General features: G+C 62.3%; 16 protein-coding genes. 14 read left to right on the top strand and 2 right to left on the bottom strand.

Features of this window, described 5'->3' with window-relative positions; genetic code table 11:
• A partial coding sequence (locus tag EPO09_RS19780; RefSeq protein ID WP_290645877.1) for a PAS domain S-box protein occupies positions 1-189 on the bottom strand: 189 nt, incomplete at its 3' end.
• A gap of 270 nt (positions 190-459) precedes the next feature.
• Between EPO09_RS19780 and EPO09_RS19775 the strand changes: the two genes are divergently transcribed.
• The 11 genes from EPO09_RS19775 (at position 460) to EPO09_RS19725 (ending at position 9716) form a co-directional block, all read left to right on the top strand.
• Positions 460-1227 (top strand): DUF481 domain-containing protein, encoded by a 768-nt coding sequence (locus tag EPO09_RS19775; protein WP_290645875.1) that lies wholly within the window; start codon positions 460-462, stop codon positions 1225-1227.
• 29 nt (positions 1228-1256) lie between these two features.
• Positions 1257-2084, top strand: coding sequence for a mechanosensitive ion channel family protein (locus tag EPO09_RS19770; protein WP_290645872.1), 828 nt, complete (start codon positions 1257-1259; stop codon positions 2082-2084).
• Positions 2085-2179: 95 nt separating this feature from the next.
• Entirely contained in the window at positions 2180-3406 is a 1227-nt protein-coding gene (locus EPO09_RS19765) for a mechanosensitive ion channel (protein WP_290645870.1), read from the top strand.
• 34 nt (positions 3407-3440) lie between these two features.
• On the top strand, positions 3441-5069 hold the full coding sequence (locus EPO09_RS19760; protein ID WP_290645868.1) for a GAF domain-containing sensor histidine kinase: 1629 nt from the start codon (positions 3441-3443) through the stop codon (positions 5067-5069).
• Positions 5056-5709, top strand: a complete 654-nt coding sequence (locus EPO09_RS19755) for a response regulator transcription factor (RefSeq protein WP_290645866.1) — start codon at positions 5056-5058, stop codon at positions 5707-5709. Before EPO09_RS19760 ends, EPO09_RS19755 begins: the two co-directional genes overlap by 14 nt.
• Positions 5710-5819: 110 nt before the next feature.
• Positions 5820-6239, top strand: a complete 420-nt coding sequence (locus tag EPO09_RS19750; protein ID WP_290645864.1) for a response regulator — start codon at positions 5820-5822, stop codon at positions 6237-6239.
• A 44-nt stretch (positions 6240-6283) separates the two neighbouring features.
• Positions 6284-6727 (top strand): large conductance mechanosensitive channel protein MscL, encoded by a 444-nt coding sequence (mscL, locus tag EPO09_RS19745; RefSeq protein WP_290645862.1) that lies wholly within the window; start codon positions 6284-6286, stop codon positions 6725-6727.
• A gap of 25 nt (positions 6728-6752) precedes the next feature.
• Entirely contained in the window at positions 6753-7322 is a 570-nt protein-coding gene (locus tag EPO09_RS19740) for an OmpA family protein (RefSeq protein WP_290645860.1), read from the top strand.
• A 27-nt stretch (positions 7323-7349) separates the two neighbouring features.
• The gene (locus tag EPO09_RS19735; RefSeq protein ID WP_290645858.1) at positions 7350-8219 is read left to right on the top strand and encodes a patatin-like phospholipase family protein; all 870 of its coding nucleotides are present in this window, start codon (positions 7350-7352) and stop codon (positions 8217-8219) included.
• Positions 8220-8379: 160 nt separating this feature from the next.
• Positions 8380-9009, top strand: coding sequence for a hypothetical protein (locus tag EPO09_RS19730; protein ID WP_290645856.1), 630 nt, complete (start codon positions 8380-8382; stop codon positions 9007-9009).
• Positions 9010-9194: 185 nt separating this feature from the next.
• Positions 9195-9716 (top strand): hypothetical protein, encoded by a 522-nt coding sequence (locus EPO09_RS19725; RefSeq protein ID WP_290645854.1) that lies wholly within the window; start codon positions 9195-9197, stop codon positions 9714-9716.
• Between the two features lie 6 nt (positions 9717-9722).
• On the opposite strand, the gene EPO09_RS19720 is transcribed toward EPO09_RS19725, so the two are convergent.
• Positions 9723-10097 (bottom strand): FKBP-type peptidyl-prolyl cis-trans isomerase, encoded by a 375-nt coding sequence (locus tag EPO09_RS19720; protein WP_290645879.1) that lies wholly within the window; start codon positions 10095-10097, stop codon positions 9723-9725.
• Between the two features lie 177 nt (positions 10098-10274).
• On the opposite strand from EPO09_RS19720, the gene EPO09_RS19715 reads away from it, so the two are divergent.
• The 3 genes from EPO09_RS19715 to EPO09_RS19705 form a co-directional block, all read left to right on the top strand.
• Complete coding sequence (locus tag EPO09_RS19715; protein WP_290645852.1) at positions 10275-10517, top strand: ATP-binding protein; 243 nt, start codon at positions 10275-10277, stop codon at positions 10515-10517.
• A gap of 41 nt (positions 10518-10558) precedes the next feature.
• Entirely contained in the window at positions 10559-11209 is a 651-nt protein-coding gene (locus EPO09_RS19710; protein WP_290645850.1) for a hypothetical protein, read from the top strand.
• 47 nt (positions 11210-11256) lie between these two features.
• Positions 11257-11976: hypothetical protein (locus EPO09_RS19705; RefSeq protein ID WP_290645848.1), on the top strand; the 720-nt coding region annotated here is incomplete at its 3' end.

The raw sequence follows: 11976 nt of genomic DNA, 5'->3' as shown, positions 1-11976 counted from the left end.
GACATCATCGGGGTGGGTGATGTCGTTGAAGTGCCGGGCCAGCAAGTCTGCTGCGGGGTAGCCCAGGATCTGGCACAGGCTGGCGTTGACTTCCAGAAAGCGGCCGTTCAAGCCGACCAGCGCCTGACCGGGTCCTGACAACTCGAACGCGGCACGGTATCGCGCCACCTGGGCTCGCAGGGTCGTCAACTCGTTTAACGGGTTTAGCGGGTCGCTGCCAGTGGCTAGAGCTTGATCAGGTTGAGACTCGGAGCGCATAGGGGTGATCTTACGTGTCCGGGGTCATCATTGGTACACATCCAGGCCCTTAACAGGGCCGAGATGGGCTGTTTTGCTCCATTTCGTCACGCTGCCCATACTTTGGTCTAGGTCCGGCCCCACCAGCCGGCCGGGGCGCATGGGTGGCTGCTTCCTTAGCATCTCCTTCATCTCAAAAAACGTCGAGAAGAAGGCAAGCAAATGACAATGTGGAAGCAAGCTCTGATGGTGGCGGCAGCCGGTGTGATGGGTGGCCAGGCGATGGCCACACCGGCTGATGGTCAGTGGCGCGGTGTGGCGGGTGCCGCATTGAGCACCACCTCGGGCAACAGCAGCACGCAGAACCTGCTGCTCAATGTGGACATGGCCCGCCTGACCGAGCAGGACAAGCTCAGCACCACGGGCTACGTCAACGAAGGCAAGAGCACCGTCAATGGCGAAAAGGTCACGACGGCGGGCAAGTGGGGTCTGGCCGGCCAGTACGACTACAACCTGACGCCGCAATGGTTCAGCTTCGGCAAGCTGGGTTTCGAGCACGATCGCGTGACCGACATGTCTTTGCGTACCCTGCTGGGCGCGGGCGTGGGCTACCATTGGGTTCAAACCAAGCAAGACACTTTCGACGTGTACGGTGGTTTGAGCGAGGTGATCACCCGCTACGGCCATGACAAGACCATTGGCGACGATACGAAGAAGCAGTTCTCCACCATGGGCCTGCTGCTGGGTGAGGCTTCCAGCCATCAGCTGACGGACACCGTGTCCCTCAACCAACGCCTGGAGTTGTATCCCGGCCTGACTGGCAGCAAGAGCAACCTCGCCAAGTTCAATGTGGGCCTGAGTGTGGCCATGTCCAGCACCCTGTCGCTGAACGTGGGTCTGATCGAGTCTTACAACAGCAAGCCCGGTGCTGGCGTGCGCAAAACGGACGCGGCTTTCTTCACCGGTATCAACCTGAAGTTGGGCCAATAAGGTCCGCCACCTTTTAAGAAAGCAACACCATGCCCACCAATTTCATCCATACGGTTCAAGACTTCCTGGCCACCACGGCGTTGGACCTCGCCATCAAGATCCTGGCTGCCCTGGCTTTCTGGATCGTGGGGCGCTGGATGATTGGTCGCGTCATCTTGCTGATGCAGGTGGCGATGAACCGCAATCATGTGGACCCGACGCTGACCAAGTACGTGGGCTCCATCGTGGCGATCACGCTCAATGTGGCGTTGGCGCTGGGCATCCTGGGCTACTTCGGTATCCAGACCACCTCGTTTGCAGCCTTGCTGGCGGGTGCCGGCATGGCCATTGGGGCAGCCTGGAGCGGCCTGCTGGGCAACTTCGCGTCAGGCGCGTTCATGCTGGTGTTGCGGCCCTTCAAGGTCGGGGACTTCGTGACCATCGGTGGCGTGACGGGTACCGTGCACGAACTGGGCCTGTTTGGGACCACCATGATCACGCCAGATAACGTGATGACCATCGTGGGCAATGGCCGCATCTTTGGTGACACCATCCAGAACTTCTCGGCCTTGTCTGCACGTCGCGTGGAACGCACGGCGCAACTGGCCGGTGGTGTGGACGTGCAGGAAGCCAAGGCCCGTTTCAGTGCGGCGGTCGCCAACATTCCCAATGTGCAGAAAATCCCTGCGCCAGAAATCAATGTGCTGGACATCAACCTGGTCGGTCCCGTGATCGCCGTGCGCCCGTACTGCCATACCGACCATTACTGGCAGGTGTACTTCGATACCAACGAAGCCATCCTGCGCGTGTGCAAGGAAGCCGGCTGGCCTGCGCCAACACCTACCCAGATCGCCAAGCTCATTCAGCTGCCTGGCTGAGGCGCTTTGCCCCCTGTTGCGGACGCGTGCGTCAGTAAGATGCGTCCTTCGATCGGGCTCGATGGTGGGCCCGACACCCATTTGGAGCGAGTCAGATGGACGCGTGGACATCCCTTCAACAGACCTTGTCGGCCAACCTGGGGCCTTACCTGCCTCGGTTGGCGGGCGCCTTGGCCATTGTGCTGGCAGCGTGGATCGCGGCGCGTTTGTCTCGGGCCGCCTTGCTCAAGGCGGTCAGCAGCACAGGGCTCGAAGCGCGTCTGAAGACGCCTGGCCTGGGCCAGGTGTTGGCTCAGATTGTCTCGGGCCTGGTGTGGCTGTTCGCATTGCCGGCCCTGCTGGGCACGCTGCAGTTGCAAGCCTTGCTCGATCCGGTCAACGTGATGATGTCGCGGCTCATGGGCTTTGTGCCCAATGTATTTGGCGCGGTCGTGATCCTGGGGGTGGGCGTGCTGGCTGCGCGCATCGTGCGCCAGATCGTCGAAGGCGTGCTGACGGCTGCTGGCTCTGAAAAATTCGCTGCCCGACTGGGCCTGCAGACCGCGCTGGGCGAGCGCACCCTGGCCAGCCTGGCGGGCTCGGTCGTGTTGGGCTTCATCTTGCTGCCCACATTGACCGCCGCCTTTCAGGCCTTGGGCCTGGATGCCATTGCCCGCCCTGTCGGCCACATGCTGGATGCCGTGGTCGATCTCATCCCCAAGCTGGTGTCCGCAGCCGTGATCATCGCTGTGGGTGCACTGATGGGACGCGTGGTGGCCAACCTGCTGACCACGGTGCTGGCGGGCGCCGGCATCAACCGCTGGCCGGCTCGAATGGGCCTGCCTGACAACTGGAAGCTGGCCGGGCGGGATCTGTCCGAGCTGGCGGGCAGCATGGTCATGGTCGCCTTTGTGATGGCGGCTATTACTCAGGGTTGCCAGGTGCTGGGTTTTGCCGTGCTGACCGATGCCGTGACGCTGCTGGGAGGTGTCATGGCCCGCCTGGTGGCCGCGATGATGGTGTTGACGCTGGGCTTGTGGCTGTCGGCCGTGGCCGCGCAGTCCATCGTGGCCAGTGGCACGCATCAGGCACGGGCCTGGGCGCAGGCCGCGCGTGTGGCCATCCTGTTTTTCACGGTGGCGCTGGCCTTGCGCCAGTCGGGTTTGCCGGCTGACATCATCGTCATTGCCTTTGGTGCAGTTGTGGGCGCCTTGTCGCTGGGCTTGGCCATTGCCTTGGGCTTTGGTGGTCAGGACGTGGCCGCACGTTTGTTGTCGGCGCTGGCTGATCGCTATACCCGCCTGCCCGATCAAGGCAGTCAAAGTCGCGATCAAGCACCCTGACGCGCGATCCAGGTTCTAAAAACGCTCTGCGCCGATGCCCTCACGCTTGCTGCTTCCTCTGGTCGTCCTGCGACGGACGATCCGACGTCGTGCGCTGGCCACGCAGGTCGGCGCAGCCGGTGCGCTGGTGAGCGGTGGCGCGGCGGCGTGGGTGTGGTGGCAAGGCCCTGCGGCCGTGCCAACCTGGCTTGCCATGGGGCTGACGGGTACCTTGTCTGCCTTGGCGGCCGCAGGCGTGGCACACCAGGCCATGAAGACGCAGCGCCGCATCGTTCAAGCTGCGCAGACCTTGCGTAGCCCAGAGGCGCCCGACACGCTGGACATCCCCCTGACGGCCCACAACGCCGATGCCTTGCTGCTCTCATCGGCCTTGCGGCGCATGGTGATGGTGATGCGCAAGCGCCGCAAGGAACTGGAGGCGCTCAACGAGGCGCTCACCCATCGCCTGCAGGTGCGCACCCATGAGCTGAGCACCTTGCAGGACCTGTCCATCGGCCTGGCCCGCCAGACCGACATGCACCAGTTGGTCAACGAAGCGCTGCAAGCCCTGGAGCGCACCTTGAGTTACAGCAGTGCATCGCTGTGGGCGCGCGAGCAACTGGCTGAACATGGCCGTGTGGTGCTGATGGGCTACCGAACCGGGGAACCGGAATCTGAGGAAGGTCAATCCAAGGCCTTGCAGGCAGATGAGCTCACCGGCATGCGCCTGTCGCGCGGCAACCTGGGCCATTACGAACGCATCGAACGCGAGCGCCAGCCGCTGATCGAGAACAATGTGCAGCACAGCTTCTGGTCCTGGTTGTTGGACCGGGTGACAGACGATGCCCGCACCTCCGCCCTGTATCGCCACAGCCGTTCCTGGATGGCCCTGCCGCTGCAGTTCCGTGACAGCGTGCTGGGCGTCATGCGGGTGGACCACGAAGAGCCCGCCTACTTCGATGACGAGCGCATTCGCCTGTTGACCGCTGTGGGCAGCCAGACTGCCCTGGCCATGCGCCATGCGCAACTGGCCGAGCAATCAAAAGACATGGCCGTGATGGCCGAGCGCAACCGCATTGCCCGTGATCTGCACGATGCCGTGTCGCAAACCCTGTTTGCCGCCAATGTGATGGCCGGCACGCTGACCCGGTCCCTGCAGGCAGAAACCGCACCCCATCTGCAAGCGCAGGCCGAGAAGGCCACGGCCCTGGCCCGTCTGACTCAGGGCGCCCTGGCTGAGATGCGCCTGCTCATGCTGGAGCTGCGCCCCGATGCCTTGCAACGTCTCACCGTGGGCGAGCTGCTCAAGCAAGCCGTTGATGCCCTGGTGGGGCGCAGCGACATCAGCGTGACCACCCGCATCGCGCCCACGGATGGGCTGAGCGAAGCCACGCGCATGCAGCTCTACCGCATCGCGCAGGAAGCCTTGTCCAACGTGGCGCGCCACAGCCAGGCCACCGATCTGGCCGTGCGCTGGGTGGTGCGTGGGTCTGACCGCGCCTTGCTGTGCATCCACGACAACGGCGCCGGCTTTGATCCGGGCATCGCCAAGCCCGGCCACTTCGGCCTGGACAACATGCAGGCTCGTGCACGCGAAATCGGTGCCGAGTTGACCCTCAACAGTGCACCCGGCCAAGGCACCGAGCTGTGCGTACAGATAGGAGAACCCTTTGACGCTGATTGACGTCCCCACCGACATCACCATTTTCCTGGTGGACGATCACCCCATGGTGCGCGCCGGCCTGGTGGGCATGATCCAGGGCGAGCGTGGCATGAAGCTGGTGGGCGAAGCCGGCGATGGCCGCGAAGCCGTGCGCCTGATCCCGAGCTGCAAGCCGGACGTCGTGTTGGTGGACCTGATCATGCCCTACCTCGATGGCATCGGCGTGATCGAGGCCTTGCATCCCACGATGCCTGATACGCACTTCGTTGTGCTCAGCAGCATGCTGGACCCCGATGCCGTACGCCGTGCCGTGCATGCCGGGGCGCGTGGCTACCTGCTCAAGACAGCATCGGCGCAGGAACTGATCACCATGATCCAGCAGGTCAAGGCCGGCAGGCGTGTGCTGGGCCCGGAGGTCACGGACGCCATGATCGCCAACCAGCAGCGTGATGTACCTGGCGGCGACCTGACTCAGCGAGAACGCCAGATCCTGGCTTTGATGGTGCAAGGCATGAGCAACCAGGACATGGCCCATCAGATGAGCATTGCGCTGCCCACCGTCAAGTTCCACGTCACCAACATCTTGAGCAAGCTGCAGGTCGATAGCCGCACCGAGGCTGTTGTGCTGGCCATGAAGCACAAGCTGGTGCCAGGTGACTGAGTCAACCTAGACCAAAGTCTGGGTCGATGCCGCACCTGGGATGGGTGCGGGTTGGCGCGCTGATGTTCACACTGCATACCGTGCGTGGGACAGATGAAAGGCGCGAGCACATGACGCGGACAGCAAGCAGCACCAGGGTGCTGGTGGTGGAGGATGATCCTTCTACCGCATTGATGATCCTGGCCGAACTGGGCCGTATGCACTGCAGCGTGTCGCTGGTAGAAAACGGCCTGATGGCTGTACGGGCCTGGTTGTCGGCGCTCGATGAACAGCCTTTTGATGTCGTGGTCATGGACATCAACATGCCCGTGATGTCCGGCGAGGCCGCCATGCACGAAATCCGTCGCATGGAAGTGGACCTGACCGAACCGCGCACGCCCATCCTGGCCTTCAGTGCCAGCGATGACACCGCGCGTACGCGCCACTGGCTGGAGATGGGCTTTGACGCCGTCTTGTCCAAGCCCGCTCAATTGCATCGCTTGCTGGCGGTGGTGCAGGACCTCACCGGCAAGACCTCACCCGCCACGTGATCCCGCTTTCCATTTTTTACCCTATCTCTTCATCAGGAAAAGTCATGAGCATCGCATCTGAATTCAAGGAATTTGCCGTCAAGGGCAACGTGATTGACCTCGCCGTGGGCGTGATCGTGGGTGGCGCCTTCGGCAAGATCGTCGATTCGCTGGTCAAGGATCTGATCATGCCGGTAGTGGGCAAGGCCCTGGGCGGCCTCGATTTCTCCAATTACTTTCTGCTGCTGGGGCAGGTGCCGGCCGACTACAAAGGCGCCATGACCTATGCCGATCTGAGCAAGGCCGGCGTGCCCATGCTGGCTTATGGCAACTTCGCCACCGTGGCCGTCAACTTCATCATCCTGGCCTTCATCATTTTCATGATGGTCAAGCAGATCAATCGCCTTAAGGCCGAGGAGCCTGCGGCACCAGCAGCAGCTCCCGCCGCTCCGAGCGAAGACATCGTGCTGCTGCGCCAGATCCGCGATGCCCTTGGTGGTCGCCGCTGATGCCGCGCCGTTCGGAGATACGCCCATGAAACGCTGGACCATCAGCCTGGCATTGTGTGCCGTGCTCGCATTGAGCGCCTGTGCCAGCAAGAACGCACCTGAGAAGCCGCCCGTCAAGCTCGCGGTCACCCAAGTGTCACGCGGTGTGTTGATCTGGTTGCCCGACAACGTGATGTTTGATTTTGGTGCGCATACCTTGTCGCCCGAAGCGGAAGGTTACCTGCGGCTTGTGGCCGATCTGGCCATGACCCGCACGACCGAATCGTTGGCGCTGGAGGGGCATACCGACAGCGTGGGCGGAGCCGATTACAACCAGGCGCTGTCGCTCAAACGCGCCGACGCGGTGGCTTTGGCCTTGTCCCAATTGGGCGTGCCCGTTGAACGCATGAAGACGGCAGGCTTTGGTCTGACCCGACCGCTTGCCCCCAATGATTCTGACGTCGGTCGCCGGCTCAATCGTCGGGTGGAGATCATCGTGCTCAACGAAACCGTCGCGCACTTGAGTCAAGGTGAGCCGGCCAATCGGTTTGAAGATGCGTTCGACAAGCTCAAGGCTGAATTGGGTGATCGCGTCAATGCCGGTGGCTTTCGCTGAATTTGCTTAGAAAAGAAGCACACGATCATGGATCGCAGAGCATGGATGAGTTCCCTGGCCGGGATGGCTGCGCTGGGCAGCGCAAATGTGAGGGCGGCTCGCCCTGAACAAGCCCCGCGCCGCCGGCTGGCCGTGGTGCTGGGGGGCGGTTCGGCCCGAGCCTTTGCGCATATCGGCGTGATCAAGGCGCTGGAGGCCGCTGGCGTCAAGCCCGATCTGATCGTGGGTTGCAGTGCGGGATCCCTGGTCGGCGCCTTCTGGGCGGCAGGGTATTCGGGCAGGGACATGGAAGCGCTGGCCTATGACGTGCAAGACAGTGCCATCATCGATTCGATCGCCCCGACGGCTTCAGGCCGACGCGGCTTGCTCAGTGGCCAGTCACTGGAGAGCTTCGTGAACAAGGGGGTGCGTGGCCGCTCCATGACGGGCTTGATGGCACCCTTGATCACAGTGGCCACCCAGTTCCCTTCGGGGCAATTGCAGGAGTTCAAGACTGGCGATGTGGGTTTTGCCGTGCGCGCATCGTGTTGCATTCCCGGCATCTTTCTGCCTGCCGAACGGGATGATCAGGAGTACCTGGATGGGGGGCTCGTCAGCCCGATTCCTGTGCGCACAGCAAGGGCCAATGGCGCCACCCTGGTTGTCGCGGTGGATGTGGGCGCGGAAGATCCGAGCGCTTACCGCCAGCGTGCCACAGGCGGCATGTACGAGTTGATCCTGCGCTCCTTTGAGATCATGGGCAAGTCCTTGCGCGAGTTCGAGTGCAAGCAGGCCGATGTTCTCATCAGACCTGATGTGGGCCGCATCAGCAGCACGGATTTCTCGTCGCGCAAAGCCTTGATCGAAGCGGGCTTCAAGGCTGGTGCACGCCTGGCGCCCGTGATTCTGGCGCGCTAGGGTATCAGCCATGAAGCGGCTTACAGCCCAGCAAAATCACCTCAAATCGATCAAAAACAAGTGCGGCTTTTGGCAAAAATGACCGGTGCTGCTGCGCGGGGTGCTTGTGTGCCTGCGCCAATCAAGTCATCTTGTCCTAGTTTGTCAGATGGAGAAGTGCATGTCCACCCATGTCAGCGTCGTACGAGATGAGCGCCTGGCCGAAGTCGCTCGGGGCGTCATCCCCATCTGGCGCCAGCAGATCGATCAGTGTCTGCTGGCCTCTGGCTCGACGGTGGTCGATCTGCTCGTGTCCTTCTTTGCCGTGGCCGACGAGCTGATCCAGGCGATTGGCCGTTCGGAGCACCTCAACAAGGACTTGTCTTCACAGTTGGACGGCATCCTCAAGGAAATCGAGGGTCTGCGTGTCAAGGCGAGCGAAGCCAGCAAAGATGGCACCGTGTCTCATCAGGTTCTGCACGAATCGGTGGGCAGTGTTTTCAACTCCTTGGTGGAGCTGACTTCTGCCTCGCAAGTGCTGTGTGATCTCAACGGCAATGTGCGCCAGAACCTGGACCAGATTCTGGTTGCGCTGCAGCATGAAGATCGCATGTCGCAGATCCTGACTCATGTATGCGAGGACATGCGCAGGCTGGAGGATCATCTGGCCGAGGGGGCGGCAGCCTTGCCGGATCTGAACAGCTGGCTGGCTACCTTGAAGGCCTCGTATTCGACCCCGGAGGAGCATGCCGTTCACGGCGGGGAAACCCCTGGCGCACCGGCCCGGGCGGCTGGCGTTGATTTCTTCTGACGATCTGCCAGCATAAGGGCGAATCATGCCCTTGTGGGGCCTCGTTGCATGAAACCGCCAATTCGGGGTTTTCATGCCAATTCCTTCCACCAAACCGGGCGCGATTTCTGCATGATGGTCACCAGTGACCTGTGCTGTACCGCAGAGGGCACCTTCCTGAAACCGATCTCACGGAGGATGGCGCCATGAACTGGTTTGACAACGTTTCGTCAGACAGCGATCAACCGATTGCCCCGGCCTGTCTGTATCAGGGCCACTGGCGACACCGCCTGCACGCCTACGGCGACAAGGTGCTGTGCCGGGTGGTGATCGATGTGGCCGAACCTCGGGTGGTGGCAGCCCAGGTGGTGGAAAACGGCCTGACCGAGGATCTGGATGCAGGCGTCCTGGACGATCTGAACCAGGTGATGCTGGCCCAGGACGTGTTTGATTGCCCGACCGCCTGGGGCCTCACGGCATGCGCCATGTTGCCGCTGTGGGCCAAACCTACTTTCTCGGAAAGCCAGATCGGTGAGCTGGAGCGCATCCAGGGCTACCTGATCGAGGCCTCTGAAGAATCCGACGAGTCGGTCGAATCCGTGCTGAAGCTGCGCGATCAGTTCCTGCAGGGCATCGGCATGACTGATCGGGATGTCTACCGAGCCGTACGCCAGTCACAGGAGTACGGCAAGGTGCCCCGTAAAGGCGGGCGGGGCGTGCTGAGCTGAGCAGGGTCAGTTCTCGATACCCAGCAGCTCGACCGTGAAGGTCAGGTCGGCGTTGGGCGGAATCACGCCGCCTGCGCCTGCCGCGCCATAAGCCGTCTTGGCCGGGCAATGCAGCGTGGCCTTGCCGCCAACCTGCATGGTTTGCACGCCTTCCGTCCAGCACTTGATCACGCGGTCCAGCGGGAAGCTGATGGGCTGGCCGTCCTTGTACGAGCTGTCAAACACCTTGCCGTTGGCCAGCTTGCCTTCGTAATGCACTTTCACGGTATTGCTGGCCGTGGGCTTGGCGCCTTTGCCCACCGTGATGTGGGTGACTTCCACCCCGGAAGGCAGCTTCTGCACGTTGGGCTTGGGATCGGCGGCAACGGCCTGCAGCGCCATGCCGGACAGGGCCAGCGCAACAAGAATCTTGGCGTTCATGAAACCTCAGGTGGTGATCGTTGAGATCGCTGCAGTGTACCGAGCAGCCCGGCGTGCCCCGCTTAGGTGCTTTCGCCAAGTTTCATCGCTATCCTTCGCGCTGGAACACAGATAACTCGACTCAGAGCTGACACCCGGATGCCCCGCGCCTTGCCCGTCATTGATCCGGACCGGTGCACAGGATGCGGCCGGTGTATTGGCGCGTGCCCGCCTCATGTCTTGTGGCTGGAAGTGCAGGGGCCCCATGGCTGGGGCCGCAAATGCTCGACCCTGCACGATCCCGCTCATTGCACCGGTTGCGCCCAGTGCGCAGTGGTGTGCCCCTTCGATGCCATCAGCATGAAGAAGACGCCGCCAGGGCCGCACAAGGATCGCTCGTGATGAGGCCTTGTGGCGCCTGGCTCCTGTTGGCGACGCTTTGCATGCCCGTGCAGGCCGCGACCGACATCGCCTGGGTCTGGCCCTCCAGTGATGCCCCTGCGGTGGCCGATTACCAGACCATCGCCGTGCTGACCGATACCTTGTTGCTCAAGGGCGAGGACATCACGCGGCAGCCCCGAAGGCGTGCACTGGCCTTGTGGGATGCCAGGGTACAGGTGATCCCCGTGGTGCACGTTCAGTCCATGCCCAACAGCCCTGATGTGTTCACCGAGGTGCAGCGCAAGGCGATGCTCGCTGCCCTGGATCGCGCGGTAGCCGGTGCCACGGCAGGCTGGGTGCAGCTGGATTTCGAGGCGCCATCACGCCAGCGCGAGGCCTATCTCGCCTTGGTAAAGATGGCCCGCCAGCGCTTGCCCGCATCTGTTCGGCTCAGCGTCACGGCGCTGGCTTCATGGTGCCTGCAAGGTGCGTGGCTGGATCGGCTGGCGGCCGACGAAGTCGTGCCCATGTGGTACCGCATGGGCGAGCCTGTGGCGCAGGATTATCCCGCCTTGCATGCCCGTTGTCGCGGCCCCGCTGCAGGCTTTTCAGTACAGACGCCCCCGAAGCAGGCGGTGGCCAATCGTTTCACGCGGCGCTTCTGGTTCAATGAGCGCAACTGGGTAGCTGATCCCGTGCAACGTTTTCCATGATCAAAATGAAAAATCAAATCAGGTGGGCAAGGATTCAATTCACAACCATGGTGCTGGCGTCGGCCTGCGTGACGTTGGCGCAAGCGCAAGGGCCATCGCCACGAGGGACGCTGTCTGATCCCGAGGATCGCTTTGTGTTTCGCAACGCGCCAACAAGTGAGGCCTTCTCTCGTGGTGATCTTGGTGTCTTGCTGACCTCCTATGGCCGCGTGCCCTTGTATGAGGCTTATCGCGCCTTGCAGATGGGCCCGGAGTTTCTGGCCAAGGAGCGCCGTGAGACCCCAGGAGCGGCTGAGAGGAAGGATCAAGGCAAAGAAATTGCACGCTGGCTGGCCGCCCGCGAAACCGTGACCAAGGAGCCTCCTCGTCGAGAGATCGACTATTTCCGGCGGGCCAATTCCAGCAGCTATGGCGCGTTCGTGAACTGCACGCCGGGCGCCATCGAACTGGCGACCAAAGTGCTGGGTGAGCTGCAGGCCAACCGCAACGTGCAGCCCAAGGATGTGAAAGCCTGGGTGGATGCGCAAGATGCGGTGTTCGGGTTCTGTACGTATGAGCCCTTCGGGGAGATGGCGCTGACCACCGCGCGCTTGTTTGCGCCCAGCGTGCCGGAGGCCCTGCCAGCCAGTGAGCCCAAGCTGCTGAGGCAATTGCGCCAATATCAAATTGCCGCCGCGCATTTCTATGTGATGCGCTACAAGGAAGCACAAGCCGAGTTCGAGGCCATTGCCCAGCAGAAGGATCACCCCCTGCGGGCCTGGGCCGCG

The organism is Aquabacterium sp., assembly GCF_004297345.1.
GTDB lineage: Bacteria > Pseudomonadota > Gammaproteobacteria > Burkholderiales > Burkholderiaceae_C > Aquabacterium.
This window is presented reverse-complemented; position numbering and strand designations above follow the sequence as displayed.

What these genes read in the sequence shown, in the direction of transcription:
- EPO09_RS19760 (WP_290645868.1), top strand. Translation starts at nt 3,441, where the DNA reads ATGCCCTCACGCTTGCTGCTTCCTCTGGTCGTCCTGCGACGGACGATC.
- EPO09_RS19750 (WP_290645864.1), top strand. Translation starts at nt 5,820, where the DNA reads ATGACGCGGACAGCAAGCAGCACCAGGGTGCTGGTGGTGGAGGATGAT.
- EPO09_RS19725 (WP_290645854.1), top strand. Translation starts at nt 9,195, where the DNA reads ATGAACTGGTTTGACAACGTTTCGTCAGACAGCGATCAACCGATTGCC.
- EPO09_RS19710 (WP_290645850.1), top strand. Translation starts at nt 10,559, where the DNA reads ATGCCCGTGCAGGCCGCGACCGACATCGCCTGGGTCTGGCCCTCCAGT.
- EPO09_RS19735 (WP_290645858.1), top strand. Translation starts at nt 7,350, where the DNA reads ATGGATCGCAGAGCATGGATGAGTTCCCTGGCCGGGATGGCTGCGCTG.
- EPO09_RS19775 (WP_290645875.1), top strand. Translation starts at nt 460, where the DNA reads ATGACAATGTGGAAGCAAGCTCTGATGGTGGCGGCAGCCGGTGTGATG.
- mscL (WP_290645862.1), top strand. Translation starts at nt 6,284, where the DNA reads ATGAGCATCGCATCTGAATTCAAGGAATTTGCCGTCAAGGGCAACGTG.
- EPO09_RS19740 (WP_290645860.1), top strand. Translation starts at nt 6,753, where the DNA reads ATGAAACGCTGGACCATCAGCCTGGCATTGTGTGCCGTGCTCGCATTG.
- EPO09_RS19765 (WP_290645870.1), top strand. Translation starts at nt 2,180, where the DNA reads ATGGACGCGTGGACATCCCTTCAACAGACCTTGTCGGCCAACCTGGGG.
- EPO09_RS19730 (WP_290645856.1), top strand. Translation starts at nt 8,380, where the DNA reads ATGTCCACCCATGTCAGCGTCGTACGAGATGAGCGCCTGGCCGAAGTC.
- EPO09_RS19715 (WP_290645852.1), top strand. Translation starts at nt 10,275, where the DNA reads ATGCCCCGCGCCTTGCCCGTCATTGATCCGGACCGGTGCACAGGATGC.
- EPO09_RS19720 (WP_290645879.1), bottom strand. Translation starts at nt 10,097, where the DNA reads ATGGCGCTGCAGGCCGTTGCCGCCGATCCCAAGCCCAACGTGCAGAAG.
- EPO09_RS19770 (WP_290645872.1), top strand. Translation starts at nt 1,257, where the DNA reads ATGCCCACCAATTTCATCCATACGGTTCAAGACTTCCTGGCCACCACG.